At 43.2% G+C, this 22,139-nt stretch carries 16 protein-coding genes; 13 read left to right on the top strand and 3 right to left on the bottom strand.

What is annotated here, in order from left to right:
- Positions 1-57: 57 nt before the first annotated feature.
- Positions 58-1,401, bottom strand: coding sequence for a dGTP triphosphohydrolase (dgt, locus tag ACKWCA_RS06990; RefSeq protein WP_413977454.1), 1,344 nt, complete (start codon positions 1,399-1,401; stop codon positions 58-60).
- Positions 1,402-1,606: 205 nt separating this feature from the next.
- Between dgt and ACKWCA_RS06985 the strand changes: the two genes are divergently transcribed.
- From ACKWCA_RS06985 to ACKWCA_RS06975, 3 genes are all read left to right on the top strand, one after another.
- On the top strand, positions 1,607-4,444 hold the full coding sequence (locus ACKWCA_RS06985) for a TonB-dependent receptor (RefSeq protein ID WP_413977453.1): 2,838 nt from the start codon (positions 1,607-1,609) through the stop codon (positions 4,442-4,444).
- A 48-nt stretch (positions 4,445-4,492) separates the two neighbouring features.
- Complete coding sequence (locus ACKWCA_RS06980) at positions 4,493-6,547, top strand: hypothetical protein (RefSeq protein WP_413977452.1); 2,055 nt, start codon at positions 4,493-4,495, stop codon at positions 6,545-6,547.
- Positions 6,548-6,722: 175 nt separating this feature from the next.
- The gene (locus tag ACKWCA_RS06975; protein ID WP_413977451.1) at positions 6,723-7,121 is read left to right on the top strand and encodes a carboxypeptidase-like regulatory domain-containing protein; all 399 of its coding nucleotides are present in this window, start codon (positions 6,723-6,725) and stop codon (positions 7,119-7,121) included.
- Between the two features lie 85 nt (positions 7,122-7,206).
- Here the strand turns inward: ACKWCA_RS06975 and ACKWCA_RS06970 are convergent, their stop codons facing one another.
- Positions 7,207-7,563 carry a toxin-antitoxin system YwqK family antitoxin gene (locus tag ACKWCA_RS06970; protein WP_413977450.1) on the bottom strand — a complete coding sequence of 119 codons (357 nt, stop codon included), beginning with the start codon at positions 7,561-7,563 and terminating at the stop codon, positions 7,207-7,209.
- A 280-nt stretch (positions 7,564-7,843) separates the two neighbouring features.
- On the opposite strand from ACKWCA_RS06970, the gene ACKWCA_RS06965 reads away from it, so the two are divergent.
- The 6 genes from ACKWCA_RS06965 (at position 7,844) to ACKWCA_RS06940 (ending at position 18,828) form a co-directional block, all read left to right on the top strand.
- The gene (locus tag ACKWCA_RS06965) at positions 7,844-10,120 is read left to right on the top strand and encodes an inorganic phosphate transporter (RefSeq protein WP_413977449.1); all 2,277 of its coding nucleotides are present in this window, start codon (positions 7,844-7,846) and stop codon (positions 10,118-10,120) included.
- Positions 10,089-10,838, top strand: a complete 750-nt coding sequence (locus tag ACKWCA_RS06960) for a DUF6503 family protein (protein ID WP_413977448.1) — start codon at positions 10,089-10,091, stop codon at positions 10,836-10,838. Before ACKWCA_RS06965 ends, ACKWCA_RS06960 begins: the two co-directional genes overlap by 32 nt.
- A gap of 672 nt (positions 10,839-11,510) precedes the next feature.
- Positions 11,511-14,747 carry a SusC/RagA family TonB-linked outer membrane protein gene (locus ACKWCA_RS06955; protein WP_413977447.1) on the top strand — a complete coding sequence of 1,079 codons (3,237 nt, stop codon included), beginning with the start codon at positions 11,511-11,513 and terminating at the stop codon, positions 14,745-14,747.
- 13 nt (positions 14,748-14,760) lie between these two features.
- Positions 14,761-16,206 (top strand): SusD/RagB family nutrient-binding outer membrane lipoprotein, encoded by a 1,446-nt coding sequence (locus ACKWCA_RS06950; protein ID WP_413977446.1) that lies wholly within the window; start codon positions 14,761-14,763, stop codon positions 16,204-16,206.
- Between the two features lie 292 nt (positions 16,207-16,498).
- A complete protein-coding gene (locus tag ACKWCA_RS06945) occupies positions 16,499-18,067 on the top strand; it encodes an N-acyl-D-amino-acid deacylase family protein (RefSeq protein WP_413977445.1) in 1,569 nt (522 codons plus the stop codon).
- A 47-nt stretch (positions 18,068-18,114) separates the two neighbouring features.
- Positions 18,115-18,828: a pirin family protein gene (locus ACKWCA_RS06940; RefSeq protein WP_413977444.1), complete on the top strand. Its 714-nt coding sequence runs from the start codon at positions 18,115-18,117 to the stop codon at positions 18,826-18,828.
- Between the two features lie 50 nt (positions 18,829-18,878).
- Here the strand turns inward: ACKWCA_RS06940 and ACKWCA_RS06935 are convergent, their stop codons facing one another.
- Positions 18,879-19,118 (bottom strand): hypothetical protein, encoded by a 240-nt coding sequence (locus ACKWCA_RS06935; RefSeq protein ID WP_413977443.1) that lies wholly within the window; start codon positions 19,116-19,118, stop codon positions 18,879-18,881.
- Positions 19,119-19,386: 268 nt separating this feature from the next.
- Between ACKWCA_RS06935 and ACKWCA_RS06930 the strand changes: the two genes are divergently transcribed.
- The 4 genes from ACKWCA_RS06930 to ACKWCA_RS06915 all read left to right on the top strand — a co-directional run bounded on the left by ACKWCA_RS06930 (position 19,387) and on the right by ACKWCA_RS06915 (position 22,004).
- Positions 19,387-20,205, top strand: a complete 819-nt coding sequence (locus ACKWCA_RS06930) for a DUF695 domain-containing protein (RefSeq protein ID WP_413977442.1) — start codon at positions 19,387-19,389, stop codon at positions 20,203-20,205.
- A 174-nt stretch (positions 20,206-20,379) separates the two neighbouring features.
- Positions 20,380-20,754, top strand: a complete 375-nt coding sequence (locus tag ACKWCA_RS06925) for a hypothetical protein (protein WP_413977441.1) — start codon at positions 20,380-20,382, stop codon at positions 20,752-20,754.
- A gap of 40 nt (positions 20,755-20,794) precedes the next feature.
- Positions 20,795-21,382, top strand: a complete 588-nt coding sequence (locus ACKWCA_RS06920) for a hypothetical protein (protein ID WP_413977440.1) — start codon at positions 20,795-20,797, stop codon at positions 21,380-21,382.
- Positions 21,383-21,518: 136 nt separating this feature from the next.
- Entirely contained in the window at positions 21,519-22,004 is a 486-nt protein-coding gene (locus tag ACKWCA_RS06915) for a hypothetical protein (protein ID WP_413977439.1), read from the top strand.
- The last annotated feature ends 135 nt before the right edge of the window (positions 22,005-22,139 follow it).

Below are 22,139 nucleotides of genomic sequence, written 5' to 3'. Positions count from 1 at the left end.
ATGCTTTAAGATCCCCAGACCAATCTCATAAAGCAACGCACAAAACGATTCCTGGGATCAAAGTTGTTTTCCCATGATCTTGTTGTGCATGTGAACGGCCGCACTATCGGATAGACTAGCGACATAGCAGCAAGTATTCAATAGAATTTGGTAGACAGAACCCGTTGTATTTTGATAAAACTCGGGAAGTGTATACAACATCAGCGCATCATAATTGGACCCTTCCCCATTTTTGATTCGGATCAGGGCAGTAATATAGACATCCAGAATATCGGAAATGATTTTGTAGCCTGCGATTTCCTTTTCGATGACCTCTTGCGATTGATAAATTTGGTCTACACTCAACGAGATAATATCCGAAATTTGAGCGGTGTACTTGCTTTTATCCAAAAGGGAGACGTTGAACGTTCCGTCTAAAATAGCCTCTTCATGTGCAACAAATACAGAGATGGCATCGGTAATCAGCGTATTGATGGCTAGCGCGCGCAGGTAGCTCAAGCGATCTTGTTGAAACCGCAGCGAATTATACTTTTTGGTATTGATGGAGTCCTTGACCAATTTAATCAGGTATTCGAGGGCATAGTCTTCCGAAATTAATCCGAGGTTGATGCCATCTTCAAAATCGATAATGGTATAACAAATATCATCGGCCGCCTCGACCAGATAAGTCAAGGGGTGTCTTGAAAAGCTGCTATCCGCCCCCGTTCTGGTCTGGATAAGACCCAATTCTTCAGCTACACCGATAAAACTATCCTTGTCTGACTGAAAAAAACCGAATTTTTTATCGGCGATGTGCTTTGTTGGTTTTTTGGGCAGTGATTCTTTGGGGTATTTCATAAATGCCCCTAAGGTCGCATAGCTCAATCGCAATCCACCTTCCACTCCTTCACGTGATTCGGTCAGCAATTTGAACCCATTGGCATTGCCCTCGAAATCGATGATATCTTGCCACTCTTTTTCGGTAAGAAGCGATTGGTACTGTTGACCGTTCCCTGTGGCAAAATACTCTCCAATGGCCTTTTCACCACTATGACCAAAAGGAGGGTTGCCGATATCGTGCGCCAAGGCCGCTGCAGCTACAATCGCCCCGAAGTCATTAAAGCGATACCCGTGCACTTCCTGTAAATGGGGGTGCTTTTCCAGCAATTTTTTCCCGGCAATTCGGCCCAGACTTCGGCCCACTACCGACACCTCCAAACTATGGGTCAAGCGGGTATGTACAAAATCGGTCTTTGACAAGGGAATCACCTGGGTCTTGTCTTGCAAGCTGCGAAACGCCGACGAAAAAATAATCCGATCATAATCGACTTCAAACCCCAATCGGGTTTCATCTTGTTCTTTTCGGAGTCTTTTATGGGTATCGCCAAAGCGCTTTAAGGAGAGAAGTTGTTCCCAGTTCATGTTCGTGGATTAATAACGCGCAAGATACTGATTTTTCAAAGCAGCCGTAGCCTGTAGGGCTACAAAGAATCGCTTAACATTCGCTTAATATAGTAACGTTTAGCTAACACTTTTACAATACATGTTTAACATACGGATAACTCGACTTTTACACCTGCATGGTTCTTTTGCAGCGGTATTTAAAATCAAACATAGTAAACTAAAAATGAAAAGAATTCTAACCATGCTGCTACTTGCAGCAGTAGTGCAGGTTTCTGCACAAGACACCGGCAGCGTTGCCGGAAAACTGTCGGACAAAGAGATGAACAACGATCCTTTGCCTTTTGCCAACATCTTAATCAAAGGGACCACCACTGGAACCACTTCGGACTTTGACGGTCTTTATGAAATTGCCGATTTGGAACCCGGTACCTATACAGTAGTATTTAGTTTCTTAGGGTATGAAACCGTAGAAGTGCCCGACGTGACCGTTGAGGCCGGAAAGGTTTCGACCATCAATATGGCGATGGCAGCCGGAGGTGTTGCTTTAGAAGAAGTAGTGGTCACCACCGTGGCACGAAAAGATTCGGAGACGGCGCTTTTGTTAGACCAGAAGAAAGCGATAACGGTCAAGGAGAGTATCGGGGCCCAAGAACTTGGTAAAATTGGCGTTTCCGATGCGGCAACCGCCACTACTAAAATTTCTGGAGTCACCGCAAGTGAGGCCTCAGGCGATGTTTTTGTTAGAGGTTTGGGAGACCGTTATCTAGCCACTACTCTAAACGGATTAACCGTTCCTTCCGATGATATTGATAAAAAAAATATCGATTTAGGGCTATTTCCAACCAGGGTTCTTCAAAACGTAAGTATCAGTAAAACCTACTCGGCCAGTGGTACTGCGGATGAGGCATCCGGAGCCATAAATGTAGCAACTCGTGAGTTGAGTGGAAGTAGTGAGCTTTCGGTGAGCACCTCTGCCGGAATAAATTCCAACGTTGCTAAAAGTGGCGTGTGGGACAATTTCAAAGTCTCTCCAAATTCCCGAAATACGGATTATGGATTTTATGCTCAAAACTTGAACACCCGAGAACTTGTCACCCAGCAAGGTTGGAATACATTACAACAAGACGCCCCTTTCGATTATTCCTATTCGATAGCGGCCGGAAAGAAAATAAAGGAAAAGCTTTCGGCTTTTTTCACTGCGTCGCATTCTCGTTCTTTTGAACATCGAGAAGGTGTTTTTAGACAGTTCCGCTCAAATTTCATCGATGATACTATTACAGATGCGACTACATTTAGTAAGAAAGTAGTAAATACCGCTCTTTTGGATTTGACCTTTTTGGCAAACGAAAAGAACAAAATAAAGTCAAGTACTTTTTTCGTGAACAAGTTGACGGAAGAAGTGTTTGAGGGAGGTCGAAATGGTGAGGCTACGATTTTTGAGGAGACCGCTCCTTCGGAAGGATTATTCCAATTCATTCGAGATCAAAACACCAAACAAACACGTCTTTTGGTAACCCAACTACTGGGCACCCATAGATTCGGTGAGAAAAATACACTCGATTGGGCCGCCGGATACAACTTATTAAGTGCAGACGAACCCAACCGAATCCGAAATGAGGTAAACTGGGACCCTAACGGTGTAGAGCCTGATTTTGATGTACAACTAGCTAGAAATGGCGGATTTCAGCAACGTAAGTCCAGTCAGGAAATCGAAGATGTTGAATTCAACGCGATTGTAAAAGACGCGCATCAATTTATCGATGAAGAAAATAAGACCTTCAAAATTGAGATTGGAGCATCCTATCGTACCAAAGAACGGGATTTTAGCTCTCAATTCGTTGGTGTAGAAGAAACACGGACAAATGCTATAAACCCGAGTTCAATAGATAATTTAGGTGCTATTTTTAGACAGTCCAATTTTGATGCTGGCCTTTTGGAAATCAATCTTTTGGGTAGCAATGCCAATGGCGAGCGCAAAGATATTTATCTGGGTAATCTAAATTCCACCGGTGCTTATGTCGATTTCAATTACGGCATAAACAAATGGAATTTCGACCTAGGACTTCGTTACCAAATTGACGATATCAGCGTTAATTACGATATAGGAAACTTAAATCCTCGAACAGGCATCAGTGAACAAGATTACAACAATCTTTATCCTAGCTTAAATATAAAGTACTCCCTAAACGAACTGCATGCTTTGCGTTTTGCTTTTAGCAGAACTATTACACTGCCCGAGTTTAAAGAAATAGCCCCTTTTAATTACGTATCTCCAACAGGCCAAATTACTCGGGGTAATCCTGATCTGATAGCATCGACGGATTTAAATTTCGATTTAAAGTGGGAATACTTTCCGTCCGCAGGTCAATTGGTTTCAGTTGCAGCCTTCTATAAGGACATAACGGATCCTATCAACCGTGTTAGGGAAAGAGGTTCAGCGGGGATTTTCTCTTACTTCAACTCAGGGGAAAAAGCGGAAATCTTTGGTCTTGAAGCAGAGACCAAAATCGATTTGATCAAAGCTATTGAAAATGATGAGGATGGTTCATTATCAGGTTCCGAGTTGAATCTGGTTTTTAATGCCACTAGGATGTGGCACACCCAAGATTTGAAAGAGGTTTTCAATGAAGATGGACAACTAGAAAGAAGCTTTAGATATAAAGGTATTTCAGAAACTGATTTAGAAGGTGCTTCTGATTGGATATTCAATACAAGCTTGAACTTTAATACAACCGGCGAAAACCCTTGGGCTGCTGCACTAACGGCAAACTACGCCTCAGATAAGATTTTTTCATTAGGAGTGCCAACCGACCAAGCAAATCGTGATACACTTTATGACGATGCTATCGTGGAAAACGGATTTGTTGTATTAAATACGGTGATAAGCAAGGAATTTGGACGGCATTGGAAGCTAAGTTTTAATGGCGAAAATCTATTGAACCCAGTAATCAAACAAACGCAATTGGTGAGAAGTCCGATTACGAATATTGAAACCGAGGAAACGGTTTTATCATATACATCAGGAGTTGGTATCAGTTTTGGCTTGAGTTATAATTTTTAGAACCTATTTATATACACTGAAATTGTTAATTCTTTAAAAATCCTAATTATGAAAATGAAACCCACAAAAATTTCAATGATTCTCGCGCTAGTGTTCGCTATCGTCCTTGCGAGCTGTAGTAGTGACGACAATGCCCCTGATCCTGGTCCGGATGCGGTAGAGCCAACTTGTACTGATGGAATTAAAAATGGAGATGAAACCGGTGTAGACTGCGGTGGTTCATGTACCGCTTGTCCTGAGGAACCTACTGAGAGTACCACCTTAACCGGAACCCTAACTGAAGATAGAACACTCGATGCAACCAAAACCTATACTTTGGAGAAAAGCCTCAGTGTTGAAGCGGGTGCAACTTTGACTATTCCTGCTGGAACCGCTATCAATGCTACTGTAGAAACTGGTGATGAAACCTCCACCTATATAGTAGTTCAAAAAGGAGCCAAAATCGACATTCAGGGTTCAGCGGCAGCGCCTGTTATTATGCAATCAACCGGTGGAAACTCCGGTGACTGGGGGGGACTTGTCATCTTAGGTGATGCGACTACGACTGAAGGTGTGGACGCTACTGCGGAAGTCGGAAACTTCAAATATGGTGGAACCACGGATACCGATGATTCAGGTTCGATTTCTTATTTAATCATCAAACATGCAGGTGCGCAAATCGATGCCGAATCACAGTACAACGGCCTCACACTTTATGCCGTAGGTTCCGGAACGACTATCGACTATGTTGCAATGATGGACGGTGAAGATGACGGTGTGGAGTTTTTCGGAGGTACCGTTTCTGCTAGCAATCTTTACTTCGAGAACAATCAAGATGATTCAATTGACTGGACCGAGGGTTGGAATGGAACAGTGACCAATGCCTACGTGCTACATACCGAAGAGGGCTTCTCTACAGCTGTGGAGGCAGATGGTGCAAATGGCAATCCTTCCTTGGTCAATTTCACTGCGGTTTCTACGGTCGGTGGGACGGCATTACAATTCAAAAAAGAGTCAGGAGCAACTATCACAGGTCTTTCCCTATCTGGCTATGATACTTCCATAGATATGAAAGACAATGGTCCACTCTCAAATATTAAGATAGAGGGTGAAGATGCAAATCCAGCAGAAGGCTACAATACTGCAGCTTCAGTGGACGTTGCTGACTTCGACTGGGTGAACTCTGACAATCAGCCTGAACCACAAGACATTGTTTTAACAGGTTCCATTACAAGCGATATGATGCTAGATGCCAATAACAATTATACACTTGAAAAAAGTCTGAGCGTAGAAGCGGGTGCGAAATTGACCATTCCTGCCGGAACAACCATTAATGCCACTGTTGAAACAGGAGACGAAACTTCGACCTACATTGTTATTCAAAAAGGAGCCCAAATTGACATTCAAGGTACTGCCCAGGCCCCAGTTCTTCTACAATCTTCAGGAGGAAGCTCCGGTGATTGGGGTGGTCTGGTTGTTTTGGGAGATGCCACTACCACCGAAGGTGTGGACGCTACTGCGGAAGTCGGAAACTTCAAATATGGAGGAACTACGGATACGGATGATTCAGGTTCAATATCTTATTTAATCATCAAACATGCAGGTGCGCAGATCGATGCCGAATCACAGTACAACGGTTTAACGTTATATGCTGTTGGATCAAATACAACAATTGATTATGTGGCCATAATAGATGGTGAAGATGATGGTGTGGAGTTTTTCGGAGGAACGGTTTCTGCAAGCAACCTTTACTTCGAGAACAATCAAGATGATTCGATCGACTGGACAGAAGGTTGGAATGGAACAGTGACCAACGCTTATGTTTCACATACTGAAGCCGGATTTTCTACTGCTGTTGAGGCAGATGGTGCTAATGGCAATCCGAAGCTAATTAACTTCACAGCTGTCTCCACCGTAGATGGAACGGCATTACAGTTCAAAAAGCAATCCGGAGCAACGATTACAAACCTTTATTTGGAAGGTTATGAGCTTTTGGTTGACATGAAAGATGCTGGTCCATTAGCGAACATTCAAATTGACGGTGCCGATGCGACGGTTGAAGGTCCTTACACTTCAGGAACCAAAGTAGATGTAACTATGTTTGATTGGGCTACAGGAAACTAAGCCTCAATTAAATACCACTGAAAACCCTGCTGAAGAGCGGGGTTTTCTTTTGATACCCCAAGGAAATCTGTTTTCATTTGTTTACAACTTAACCTTTTTCTTACCCAATTTTAATCTATAGCTAACCTTAACTTTACATTCGACAACGTTATTTGCAGCAAATAGAATCACGCAAATGAAAAATTGTCTTGCCATATTCCTTTTGATGATGACCACCATCGGATTCGCTCAAAACCAAGGGGGTCTTAGAGGTACTATTTTGGACCAAGAAATGCATAACGAACCTTTGTTATTTGCCCATGTGCAATTGAAAGGAGTAGATGCTAAAACTGAGACCAATTTTCATGGCAATTTTGAATTTGGCGCTTTGGAGAGTGGCGAATACACCTTGGTCGTAACCTACGCGGGATATGAAACCATTGAAATGCCTATCGCAGTGAAAGCAGATGAAATTACACAGGTAAGTTTGGGTATGGGCGCCAAACAAATCAGCTTGGAAGGTGTCGCTGGCTTAGAATCATTAGTAAGAAAAGAGGAAACCGTTTCCAACGGCGCAGGACTTCAAAAAGAATAACTCAAGACGAGGTTATAGTTGAAATAGTTTACAAAAAAAAGCATCCCGGTTTTTTCGGGATGCTTTTTTTGGGGGGAAACTTCTGCTAATTTTTTACCACTGGTGACTCTTTCTGAATACCATTCACACTAGCAATCGCATTATTATCATAAATTACGTCTTTCTTATCTCCTTTAGACCAAAACACCCATTTCCCGGTTTTTAGTCCGTTCACATAAGAACCTTTTGATATCTTCTCGCCCTGCTCATCATAGCTGATCCAATTGCCGTGAAGCTGCTTCTCCAAATTGAAGGTCCCCTGTTGGCTTATTTTCCCATTCTCGTGAAAATAGGTAGCCTCTATAAGGTTTGTTTCCTCGTTCAACTTCAGTTCAGGCTGTTGCTGTGCAAAGGAAATTGCGGTGCAACATAGTATAGCGAGTGTCAAGATTGTATTTTTCATAGTACGAATATTATATCACAAAGTTACATAAATTTTACGTTTAAACAACTTTTGCTTAACATTAAATTTACATTGATAACGAGAAATAAACCGCTTTGGTATTTCGGCCCTCTATTTTTTTTTCAATTTATATAGGGTTTTCAAGACTTTGAACGTAAAAACTCGACGTATAAGTATCCTTTAGACCCAAATCTGATTCGCCATAGCCCTAAACCATTTCATAACATTAAATTAACCTACAAACTGAATTATAGTAGCACTTTTGTGATTGACCTAATTGATGGCCAACCATCTGCATTCTTACGTGGAAGAGAACATTTATCTATTTATGATTATTGCACTTGCTGTGCTCGCCATAACCGACTTGGTAGTGGGCGTCAGCAACGATGCGGTCAACTTTTTGAACTCGGCGATCGGATCGAAAGCGATTTCATTTAAAACCATCATGATCGTTGCAAGTGTGGGTATCGCCTTTGGGGCCATGTCATCCAGTGGAATGATGGAAGTCGCCCGGAAGGGCATATTCAATCCGTCTGAATTCGTTTTCGCCGAAATCATGATCATCTTTATGGCGGTAATGATTACCGATATTCTCCTACTCGACTTTTTCAATACCCTGGGAATGCCAACCTCGACCACAGTATCGATCGTATTCGAACTGCTGGGCGCAGCCGTGGCCATTTCCCTGGTCAAGATTGCGGCCACAGGAGGAGGTTTCGCTGAGCTCGATGGCTATATCAATACCGAAAAGGCAACCCAAATCATTCTGGGCATTTTGCTTTCCGTAGTTGTGGCTTTCACTATTGGTGCCTTGGTACAGTTCATATCGCGGATGTTGATTTCGTTCAAATTTGCCGAAAGACCGAAATGGGTGGGTGCGCTCTTTGGTGGATTCGCCACTACCTCAATTATCTATTTCATTATCGTCAAAGGCCTTAAGAGCGCTTCGATTTTTAGTCCCGCAATACTGGATTATATAGGTCAACATCCGGAAGTTTTTCTTTTTGGCAATTTCATTATTTGGTCTTTTTTCTCATGGTTGGCCAGTAATTTTCTAAAAATCAACATCTATACCTTCATCATTGTTCTCGGCACATTTGCCTTGGCCATGGCCTTTGCGGGCAATGATTTGGTGAATTTTATCGGGGTTCCCCTAGCGGCCCTTGAATCGTTCAATTCTTGGAGTTCTTCCGGTACTACTGCAGCAGAATTTACCATGGAAAGCCTTTCACAAGCGGTGCGAACACCTACCTATTTATTATTGGCATCGGGAGTAATCATGGTCATTACGCTTTGGTTCTCGTCCAAAGCGAAAAACGTGGTGAAGACCAGTGTCGACCTATCGCGTCAAGATGAGGGCGATGAACGTTTTCAGCCTAATTTTCTATCACGACAAATTGTGAAATTCTCTATTCAGGCTTCCGAAAATCTCGGAGGTATACTTCCCAAAGCACTCGTTGAGAAAATAGATTCCCGATTTGAAAAGCCCTATGTCTATATTCCAAAAAGCAGGGTTCAAGATTTGCCCGCCTTTGATTTGGTCAGGGCAGCCGTCAACCTTATGGTCGCCAGTGTACTCATTTCAATCGCAACTTCAATGAAACTTCCCCTTTCAACTACCTATGTCACCTTTATGGTCGCCATGGGTACTTCCTTGGCCGATCGTGCCTGGGGACCTGAAAGTGCAGTGTATCGGGTCGCGGGAGTGCTCAACGTTATAGGCGGGTGGTTCTTTACGGCCATCAGTGCCTTTACGGCTGCCGCTTTCATTGCCTATATCATACATCTCGGTGGTATTTGGGCCGTGGCAGTACTTTTAGTAATCGCCTTTTTATTGATCGGCAGAAATTACCTTTCGCACAACAAAAAAATGAAGGAGACAAAGCTTGAGGAACGACTTCAAAAATCGGAAAGCCATTCGATTATCGGGTTGATCGAGGAGAGTTCTTCGAACATGTCAATGGCCATAGAGCGAGCGAATAAAATATATACGCAAGCGATCGATGGCCTTTCAAAACACGATATCGACCGTCTGAAAAAGAGTAAAAAGGGGATTACCAAACTGGACAGCGAGGTGGAAGACCTTCGAGGAAATATCTTTTACTTTATCAAAAACCTAGATGAATCGAGCGTTGGCGCCAGTAATTTTTATATCACCGCTTTGAGCTATCTACAAGACATGACCCAATCGCTTGAGTATATCTCGAAAGCGAGCTACAAACATGTACATAACAATCACAAAAAATTACGCTTTAATCAAATTAAGGACTTGAAGGAAACGGATATTTTCATTGACGAACTCTTTTCGGAAATCAAGACTATTTTTGATACCAAAGCTTATGATCAGTTGACCCAGATCATCATGAACAAAGAGGTGTTGATGACTACTTTGGATCAAAAAATAAACAAACAAATCGAGCGCACCAGGGCGGATGAATCGAGCCCGAAAAACACGGCTTTGTACTTTAGTCTGTTATTGGAGACCAAAGATCTGCTCAAAGCAACTATGAATCTGTTGGAGATTTATGACCAACATACGAATGTGCCTACCCTATAACAACTATCCCATGATGTTCACAAAACTCTTTCTCTTCATTTTGACCTTCTCCTTTTTTTCAGTGACCGCTCAAGAGTTATCCGGTGGTGAATTACTGAACAAAGCCATTCAATACCATGACCCAAACGGGGCGTGGCCTGGCTTTAAAGGAAAAATGCAAATTACGATGAGCACCCCTGATGGGAAAGACAGAGTGAGTGCTATTACGATGAACCTACCCAAAGAGTACTTTCAAGTCGTCGCAACCAAGGACGGGGTAACCTTGAGCCAAACCGTTGACAAAGACAATTGTGAATTGGCACTCAACGGCAGTACGGACATTTCAGAAGACGACAAAAAGAAACATCGCCTGACTTGCGACCGGGCGACGATGTACAAAGATTATTATACCTATCTCTACGGGTTACCGATGAAATTAAAAGATCCGGGAACTCTAGTAGCCCCGAAAACCGAAAAGCGAACGTTTAAGGGCAAGACCTATCTCGTACTCAAGGCTACCTACGAAAAGGAAGTCGGTGAAGATGTTTGGTATTTCTATTTCGACCCGAACACCTATGCCATGGAGGTCTATCAATTCTATCATGATGAATCTAAAAATGATGGGGAATATATTCTTCTCACAGGAGAGCAAGAAATAGCAGGAATCAAAATGCCGAAGACCCGGGCCTGGTATTACAATAAAGACGACAAATACCTGGGCACCGACGTTCTGAACTAGGCTTCGTCCTCATTTTCATCCGCAACCCCCGTTAGCAACCTCTTATTCTGGTTTCTACGCTATCTCTGTAACGCTGGGATGGACACTGTTCTAAACCTCAGCCCACCGTTGCTTATTCCTAAAAACAATGGTTATTTGCTGATGGCCTGACTACCCTTTCGGGCCAAAATAGGCGTTAACGCAAATTACCAATAACTACATTGCCAAAGCTATCCTATAGATTAGACTATTTTCTTTCCTCGAGGTATGGACTTGTAGTATACATCCAATACCGACTACAGTTGGCCCACAATAGCACCATAAAATGTAAGTGGACCCAAGGCAGAGCACCCAAGAAAAAAGGAAATTCTGATAGGGCTTGACTTTCATTCCACTTGGTATGACGTTTTTTATACCAATGAGGAAAGACAGAAGACTCCTTTACCCAACTTTATAGACGAGTGGTTTTCGGCCTTGGAACAGCATATTCCGGGGTATCGTGTAAACGAAAAATCAAGTAATAGTACAAAGCCCGTATCAAAAGGCTGGTTTCTCTATGGTCAAAATGCCGAGGGAATCACCTATGAAATTGGGGATGAAACCACGAAGGTTACTATAGCGTTAATAGGGGCTGCGTCTGCTACTCAGTTAATGAAAATCGTATGAAATCAATCTAACTAAAAATCGAACTTTATGAAAAAAACTACTTTGTTTTTGATGGCCGTATGGTTTGGCGTGGCCACGATGTACGCACAAACCACCATTACGGGTAACGTGAGTGATGATACGGGGCCGCTACCCGGCGCCTCAATTGTCATCAAAGGAACTACGAACGGTGTAACTACTGATTTTGACGGAAACTATACCATTGACGCAGCTACAGGAGATGTATTGGTCGTTTCATTTATCGGATATAAATCAGAAGAGCGGACAGTTGCCGACGGCAACAGCACAATCAACATCGTCTTACAAGAAGATTCGCAGGCGCTTGATGAAGTGGTGGTTACCGCCTTGGGCTTTGTGGAACAACGTGATAAAATGGCATCGACCTATTCAAAAATCGATTCCGATAAATTGGTACAACCTGTGGAAAACAAGATTATCGATGGTATCGCCGGTAAAGCCGCTGGGGTATCGATCAACGCGACTTCAGGTGATCCCGGGGCAGGTTCCAACATTCAGATTAGGGGAACCAGTTCATTAAGTGGATCAAGTCAACCCTTGATCATTGTCGACGGTATTCCGTTGAACAACGACAACATAGCGGGTTCCGGTGACAGCGATCAATCGGCCGGGGTATCACAGCAATCAAGATTGAATGATATCAATCCAGAAGACATTGAATCGTTTCAGGTCTTTAAAGGAGCTTCAGCAGGTGCTTTATATGGGTCAAGGGCCTTGAACGGGGTCATCGTGATCACCACAAAAAAAGGGAAGGCCGGCAAATTCAATGTGAGCTACTCTTCCGGTGTTTCCATCGATCAAATCTCATACGAACATCCACTGCAAACAAGGTTTGGTCAAGGTAATGGTGGTAGTTTCAATCCCACCGCACAACGCTCTTGGGGTGATATCATCGCAGATCGATCCGGCGGTGACGATGCGGTAGACACCTCAGGTGAGTTTTTTGAATCTTTGGTCTCGGACAACGTTATTTATCCCATACTCGAAAAAAATTCAAGGGAAGTCTATACCGATAGAAACTTTGACCAGGTTTTTGGAACAGGTATAACCTACGATAACAAAATTGCAGTGAGTAGCGGAAATGAAAAAGGCACCTATTATATGAGCGCCGGGCACCTCAATCAAAAGGGGGTCATTAAGAGTAGCTTCTACAAAAAGACCAATTTCACGATCAATATGACCCAAAACCTGTCGGATAAATGGAGAACTAATTTTAAAGCCAATTATGTGCATACGGGTTCCAATAGAACCCAGCAAGGTTCGAATACCGCTGGTTTATATCTAGGACTTTTGCGTACGCCACCCGATTTTGATCAATCGGATTATATCGGTAATTACCATAGCAGTTCGGGTTCCATTACCCCTAACAGGCATCGAGGCTATCGCAGGTATTTAGCCAATAGCGACAACGTCATTTACAACAATCCCCTTTGGACGATCAACGAGCAGATCAGTACAGCCAAGGTAAATCGTCTCATCGGTACGGGTGAGGTCTCGTATAAATGGAACAATAATATTAGTTCGCTCGTCAGGGGTGGTGTTGATTTTTACGTGGATACCCGAGTCTATTTCTTCCCCTATTACACCGCAGGGGCTGCAAGAAGGTTCGGTCTTTTGAATGACGAGACGATCAATAACGAAGAGTACAATGGCGATTTTATCACCAACTTCAACTATGCATTGACCGAAAAGTTGAATACCAATATCGTCGTAGGTTTCGGTCTCAATGATAGAAGACGAAAAAGAACATTCACCGAGGCCGATAATTTCATTGCCAATTTTAGAAGACCCTTAGATGCAGCTGAACTATCCGCTAGGGAGAACATCGGTTCAGAAACCACACGGACCAGCAGAAGAAACATCCGTTTCTACGGCACGGCCAATTTCGACTATGCCGATCAATTAATCCTACAACTGGGCGGGGCCTATGAGAAGCATTCAGTGCTACCAGTTACCGACAACGGGTTCTTCTACCCTAGCGCGGAATTGGGTTGGACGTTTAGTAAAGCCTTTGAGAATACCGGACCCCTGTCTTTCGGAAAACTGCGGTTGGCGTACGGACAGGTGGCCAATGTACCCATAGCGCATCGAGAGCAGACGGTCTTTGAGGTAGGAACGTTCTCCTCTTTCTCTGATGAAATAGCCCTTGAAAACTTTGGTGGCGGTTTCCAGTTCGATGAGCGTTTAGGAAATCCGGCACTACGACCTGAAATCAAAACGGAATATGAAGTAGGTCTCGATTTACGGTTTATGCGCAACAGACTAGGCCTCTCCACCACCTACTACACCAATAAGACCGAAGATGTCTTACTCGACCTTGCCTTGGTTCCCTCCCTTGGTTTTGATGAAATCTATGCCAACGGCGCCACTATTGAAAACGACGGGCTTGAAGTGGAACTGCGCTATGATTTTCTTAGAAAGGAAGATTGGAAAGGTTCAATTGCAATGAACTATAGCACCAACAAAAACGTGGTAAGGGGTGTTGAAGGTAACGGGGAGTTTATTCAGGAATTCTCAGAAGGAACCTCAATTCAATCCGTTGCCATTGATGGAGAACCGTTGGGCGTACTATATACCCAAGGTGCCTTGAGAAATGATGACGGTAGTTTGATTTTAGATTCGAATGGCTTCCCACAAGTAGACACTGGTGGAAACCTTATTGTCGGTGATCCCAATCCAGATTGGAGAGGCGGCCTGCAATTCAATTTATCGTATAAAAACCTTTCGTTGGCTACTTCCTTCGATACCAGCCAAGGGAATGATTTGGCACAACGTACCCGATTTATATTGTCATTCTTCGGAACGCATGCCGATGTGGGCAATACCATTACATTGACGGAAGACTTGGTGAATTTTGATGGGGCTACCATCCCTGCCGGTTCGGTCGTACGAGGTAATATCGGAAATTTTGGTGGCGGCAACGTCTTGTTGGATGAATCGTATTACACCTCGCTTTACGGTTTTGGTGATGGGAAACTCAATGAATTTGCCGTAGAAGATGGCAGCTGGACACGACTTCGAGAACTCTCATTATCATACAAGTTGAACTCCAAGGGGTTTCAAGATGCCACGGGTTTAACTTCGATGGAATTCACCGTCTCAGGGCGCAACCTGATCATATGGACGGATGTCGTCGGAATCGACCCTGACGTTAACCAGTTTGGTGTGGGTAGGGCGCGTGGATTGGATTACTTCTCCAATCCTGGAACAAGAACCTATGCTTTTGGAGTCAATTTTAACTTTTAATACGTAGTAAATTATGAAATCTATATATAAGACACTGGTATCATTGATTTTCCTAATGGCTACCACCGGATGCGATGATTATTTGGACGTCAACGATAACCCGAATGAATTGGTGGAAGTTCCGTCAGGGGATTTGTTACTAGCGGGAACCTTGTTGGCGAATGCACAAATACAACAGGGGCAACTGGCCCGAACGAGTATGTACTATACCGGAGGACTGATAGGCTTGCAATTGGTTCAGCAAACCCTTTACAATTACGATTATACCCCGGGTGATTCCGATGCGATCTGGGGGCATCTGTACAATGGGATTTTGGTACAGAATGCCGAAATCCGAAGAATTTCGCCCGATGTCGGCGTTTTACAGGGGATTATCGATGTCAACGAGGCGTTAGCAGTGGGTACCGCAGCATCCCTCTTTGGAGATATTCCTTATTCCATGGCCACCCCCGAAAATCCCGGAATAGATTCGGAAGACCCTACCTTAGATGGGCAGGCCGATGTATATGCTGCCCTGCAGACCTTGTTGGACAATGCCATACCTAAACTGCAAAGTGGGGCCACCACTAGTATCGTCAACAGTCAAGACAATTATTTTGGCGGCAATGCTACGAATTGGATAGCCGCTGCCTATACCTTGAAAGCACGGTATTACCTGCAAACAAAACAGTATGACCTGGCATTGGCCAATGTGGCTAACGGTATCAATAGTAGTGCAGGTACCATGGCTTACAATCCTGTAGGCGATGTACCCGGCAACAGCAATATCCTGTTCAACTTTGTCAATAGTAGTAGGGCAGGCGATATGACAGGTGACGGTACATTTTACAGAGATCTAATCGATCCTGAAAACGCCAATAGCCGGAACAATGCAAAAACTGATGAAACCGCTCGTAGGGCCTATTCTTTTATCAGTGGTGATGGCGCTCAGGAAAGTGGTATTGTCGAGGATCTTTTTAACGGTATTGATGGGCAGGCGATTCCCATGAAATTAGTGAGTTACGAAGAGAATCTGCTCATATGGGCCGAGTGTCTGATACGGGCGAACAATGATATTCAAGGAGCTGTCGATAAGTTGAACGAGTTACGGGCCTATTTAAACTCGGGGGAGGCATTCAACTTGATGAACACCGATGACACCCTTCTCTACGAGGCCTATGTTTTGGCGGATTTCGAAACCGGCGGCATGGAAAACTCGGATGCTATCGCCACGGATAGGGCGGTACTTCGAGAAATCATCGAGGAGCGGTACGTTACCGGTTTTAGTACATATATACCTTTTAACGACGTGAGACGATTGCGGTCGGAAACCGATGTATTGGTGCCATTTCCTCTGAATAATAGCACCACCACCGTCAACCCTCAACGCTTTCTATATGCACAAGATGAAATCAATAACAATAGTAATTTGCCGGATCCCATACCTGACCTTTTTACGCCGACTCCGGTGAACCAATAGGAAACGATAATTTTAGTTGAGTTAATGCGTAAGGCTGTTTGATATCGTAGTCAATCAGCCTTACTTTTTTGAAACCATTGGCATATGCGTAGAGGACCTCCGTTGCTGTCAGTGCCCTACCAACTTTCGGCCCACTCATCCGACGCTCATGGAAGGCGCCCCTTTTCGCTTCGGTCTTGAAGAATCCATATATTTGATAGTGCACCAGACAATCGGCTATATGACCGCTTGCCCTATTGCCTCAAACAGATAAAGCCCGCATCAGCGTTTTGGGCTATAGTACTAATAATATATGAATACCTTGAAATTTAGTGCGTTACTTTTGCTTGGTCTACTCTCATGCACCGAAAAGGTCATTGAGGCGGATCTACTAATTGTAAACGGATTGGTGTACGATGGTTCGGACACCATACCGAAAAGCACCAGTATTGCCATAAAAAACGATACTATTGTTTTTGTAGGCACCAAGGATGTGGACTTGTTCAAGGCTAAAAAAACAATCGATGCCAAAGACCTTATCGTTGCCCCGGGCTTCATTGACCCTCATACCCATGCGGATAGGGAATTAAAAGACCCCGATCTTTCCCATAACCTACCCTTTTTGTTACAGGGGGTTACCACCGTAGTCGTTGGCAATGACGGGGATAGTTTTTTTCCCTCATCGGAATACAGACAAAAGTATGAAGCGCACGGAATCGGCACCAATGCCCTAATGCTAGTCGGTCACGGAACCCTGCGCAAACAGGTTATGGGCACCAGTAATCGTGAAGCCTCCAAAGATGAAATTTTGAAGATGCAAGCCTTGATCCATAAGGAAATGCAGGCCGGGGCCTTTGGAATGTCTACAGGGCTTTTTTATGCCCCTGGAAGTTATGCCACTACGGAAGAGGTTATCGCTTTGGCCAAAACCGTTGCCGAGCACAATGGTATGTACGATACCCATTTGCGCGATGAAAGTTCGTATACAGTCGGCCTGATCGCTGCCATAACCGAGGCCATTGAAATCGGCAGGCAGGCCAAACTTCCCATCCACATTTCACATATCAAATGTTTAGGGGTCGATGTGTGGCACCAAAGCGATTCCATCATACAACTCATAGAAAGTGCTCGCAAAGAGGGTATACAGGTCACTGCCAACCAATACCCCTACGACGCCTCCGCCACAGGATTGAAAGCGGCGGTCGTTCCGCGTTGGGCGGAAAGCGGGGGCAAGGATTCCCTCTTCATCCGATATGACGATAAAACGGTCAGGGCATCGATTCTTGAGGAAACTAAAAAGAATATTGTGCGGCGTGGGGGACCTGAAAAACTATTGATCGTAAAAACGGATGACTCCTTATTTATTGGCAAAACCCTCTTGGAGATCTCAAAAATTATGGGCCGCTCCCCAGAGGAAACGGTATTTGAACTCCTGAAGAAAAGTTATGCACGGGTGGCATCATTCAATATGAACCCTGAAGACATCCATAATTTCATGCAACAACCTTGGGTAGTGACGGGCTCCGATGGTAATACCGGACATCCAAGAAAATATGGTTCGTTTCCACGCAAATACGACACCTACGTTAGAAAAGACAGCATTATCGATTTGGCGACCTTCATCAATGGGAGTACCTCAAAAACCGCTGAGTTATTGGGAATCGAAAAAAGAGGCAAATTACTTCCTGGATATTATGCCGATCTAATCATATTCAACCCGGAAACCTTTCAAGACCAAGCCGATTATACGGATGCCTTTCAATTCTCCAAAGGACTGATATTCAGTATCATAAATGGAAAATTAGCGGTATCGGACGGAAAATTTACAGGAGCGCTCAATGGAAAGGTATTGCATAAAAAATCGACTAATAGTCTAAATTAGGAAGCCTCGTGAAGCAACCTACTACAACTATAAAATTCACAAAAAACATGAAAGCAACACTTCACAAAGCAGAAACCAGAGGCCATGCCAACCACGGATGGCTTAACAGTTACCATTCCTTCAGTTTTGCCAATTATTACGACCCGGAAAGGGAAAATTTTGGAGTATTACGGGTCTTGAACGATGACGAAGTTTCGGCCGGAATGGGGTTTGGCATGCACGGCCATAGTAATATGGAAATCATCTCGATTCCCCTGGAAGGTGATTTGGCACATCAAGACAGCATGGGCAACAAGGCCGTCATCAAATCAGGAGACATTCAAGTCATGAGCGCCGGTACCGGAGTGCAGCACAGTGAAAAGAACAAGAATGCGGACAGTAAGGTCAAGTTTTTGCAGATTTGGGTGATTCCCAACAAGGTCAATGTCGAGCCCAGATATGACCAGATTACATTGAAGGCCGCCGATATGCACAACCGGTTTCATCAAATACTATCGCCGAATGCCGATGATGCAGGGGTATGGATACATCAGAATGCCTGGTTTCACCTAGGTGATTTCGATACCGATAGGGCACTGACCCACCGACTGAAGGATATGTCAAACGGACTTTATGTTTTCGTACTGGAAGGAAAATGTACTATTGGTGATATCACATTGGGTCGACGGGACGGATTAGGCATCGAGCATACGGAAAATGTTGATTTTGAGATTCAGCCACAGACCAGACTTTTGCTGATGGAAGTTCCGATGTCGAATTAAGGGGTATGAGGAGAGATAGGTAGATACTGGTATCAATGAACTCAGAATGATTATGCCATTTTAGCCTTATTTCTCTTGGTAGTAAAAGACAAGGCTTTCTTTACACGAGCGTTGCTGTACATGTACAAGCGAGCAACTTCTTGAGCGGTCTCTAAAGTAGTCTCGTTGTTTTCGGTGGCATCTACTACAGTCATTTCAATGGTCGCTATCGTAACCTCTTCAGTAGCGGTTTGCGCTTGAGCGGTTACTCCGATAAAAAGAACAAAGATTAAAGTTGCGATAGTTTTCATGACTGTTTGTTTTATATATATAAAACTCGCAGACCCTATTTTATCGGGGTTTCGTTCGCCCAACCAGACAAAATAGTCGTTAACCGACCCAAGTTCGGATAAAGTGTAAAAAAGCACCGATAACGGTATTCGACCCCAAAAACCCTTAACCGGAAAAAGAGGTCGTTCATCGATTCCTCAAGCACGGAATTCAATAGAAAAACCTAAATTATCGGATTTGGGCATATCTTTGAATGAATTGGTATAGGAATTAATGTAAGAACAGAACATGAAAAACAAAATAGCCCTCATCACTTTGGTTTTCTATACCGTTTCAATGGTATATGGCCAGACCGCGAATGAGCAATGGGATTCTTATATCGCATCATATGAAAATGGTACTCCAGGCTCCACAACGATTCGAATGGATCTCATAGATGATTCGCCTGTTTCCGATTTTGAACATGTTTTGGTAACAGGACTTACCTATGAAACCTCAAGGGAAGATGGTTTTCCGGAAAAAAAGACCTTTACACTACTTCACAAAGTTGAAGATGAGCTTACGGAATTAATCGGCCGGCAAACCAAGGTCCTACTCGTGGGTTCTTTTACGCACAAGAAGGAAAGGTTGCAGTATTACTACCTAACAGACCCTACAGGAATAAAGGAAAAACTGGAGGAATTTTACACTGAAAACTATCCTGATTACGAGTATTATATTCATCTAAAGGCGGATAGTCTCTGGAGCTACTACACCGATTTTCTTTATCCGAATGAAGACATCAAAAACTATATGGGCGACCAGTCCGTAGTGGCCAACCTCGAGGAAGCAGGGGATAAATTGATAAAAAAAAGAAGAGTAGATCACTGGTTATATTTTAAGACCGAAACCGACTTGAAGAAATGTGAGGCCGAGGTGGCGCAGCTAGATTTTACCATTGAATTCTCAGGAACGAATAAAAAAAGTGAACTCCCCTTTGAGCTGCGGATTTGGAGAAACGACAAGGTGGATATAAATTCAATCTATCCCATAACCACTAGCTTACGAAAAATTGCGAAAATCAATCATGGAACATATGATGGTTGGGAAACGTCAGTGGAAAAATAGGAATTGGGAGGAGCAAAGTCCCATGAATAGTGTTACATGAAAAGTCTACGTATTATTATACTGTTCTTGCCTCTTATTTTAGTAGGACAGAACAATCCATTTTCCCTATTACACTATGATAAAGTTTTAGCATACGAATATCAAGGTGAGGGAGGGCTTAAAATCGACGTTTGTTTGGAAAATGCAAAAGAAAAAATAGCGAATACCATTGAACTAAATCGATCTCAAGTTGATAACCTGGAAGAACTATTTACTTCTGACCAAAGCTATGGAACAACTACTGCCTCTTGCTTTGACCCACATTTTGCTGTAGTTTATTATGCTAAAGATGAAATTCTAGCTGCCATCAGCGTTTGTCTAGATTGTAATTATTTGATATCATCGCTGGAAATCCCCGCCATCTCAAAAAAATACATCAAAGTCAATGAAGACTACTCCTATCCGGCAAAGGGTTTCAGCCCAATAGCAAGGAAAAGCATACACGCTTTCTGCAAGGAAATTGGTTTTGATAAATACCTTAAGCCGCTTGGTTCGATTTATGATGACTAATTTACCATGAACCTAGTTTCAAAAAAGAACAAATAAACCAATGAAACACCTATTTCTTTTAGCCAGTCTCTTCTGTACGTTAATGGCTTGTGGCGATAAACAATTATCCCGCCAAGAGATCATTACTGACTATTATGGTGCTCGGGATGCTAGGAACTTCACTAAAATCAAAACACTGATTGCAGATAGTATTACGATTACCGCCGGAGATTATATCATGCCCTATACCCGTGAAAGTTTTTACGAGGTGTTCAAATGGGATTCCGTCTTTAGAACCTCTTATGAAGTTGTCGAATTAGAAGAAAGTGGCAAGCGGATTGTTGCGTCAATATCTATAAGTTCAGGGCGTCACGAGTTTTTAAAAAACGACCCAATGCAGTGTCGGTACGGTATCTCCTTTGATTCAGGTAAAATCTCAAAAATAGAAGAACTGGAATGTAAAGATACCGACTGGAACGCATGGCAAGCAGAAAGGGATACTTTGGTGAGTTGGACGAAAAAGAACCATCCGGAACTCGATGGCTTTATCAATGATATGACAATGGAAGGTGCACAGAACTATGTGAAGGCCATCGAATTATACAAATCCGATAAAATCACCCAAGAAGCTAACGTGGAACAACCGTAATGGTTCATTGTATCCATACGCATAAAACTAGCGTCGAACGAGCTTACCCTTGCCATATCGATTGCATTGCCTCCAGAGGCAACCTTTTAACGATTCCTTCATCTTAGTAATGACCGAACCGAGTAATAGCTGGTATATGAGGACTGTTTTTGCGCTGATTCTAATCGTACTATCGTGTTCAAATTGTTCAAATGACAATGGTGATGGAATTGATTGTGCCCTTTTTGACCCTGCCTTTCCCACGCTATTTTTAAAATTGGTAGATGCTAACAATACCAACTTATTTGAAAACGGGACATTGAATCCAGATGACATTAAGGTAATGGGAAATCTTCCAAATACGGGTTTTGTTTTTAATCCTGCCGATGAATTTGCGGTTCCCGATGCTGACATACGAATGTTAGACAATACCATTCAGCTTTTTATCCCCAACGCATCTAATTTTCAATATACCATTTACCTATCCGCAAACGATTCCGTAGTGGTTGATTTTTCTGCGGAATTGACCAAGATTCCGTGTGATTTGTCCTATTACCTTCCTCTTGAAGGTACCTTCGAGACTTCAAAGTTGGAACTCCAAGAAGTTTCCTCACTACAATTTTTGGGTGTATTGGAACCGTAACCATCCATTTTCCAACATGCCTGAATTTTTCATCATACTTCAGATGTTGTCCTCCATTTTAAAGACAACTCTCCGCACCTAAAATTTGCGTTCCCTAACCACTCGTCGAAAAGTTTATACCGAATTGCATTTTTC

It is taken from the genome of Maribacter corallii, assembly GCF_047345415.1.
Classification (GTDB): domain Bacteria; phylum Bacteroidota; class Bacteroidia; order Flavobacteriales; family Flavobacteriaceae; genus Maribacter_C.
This window is presented reverse-complemented; position numbering and strand designations above follow the sequence as displayed.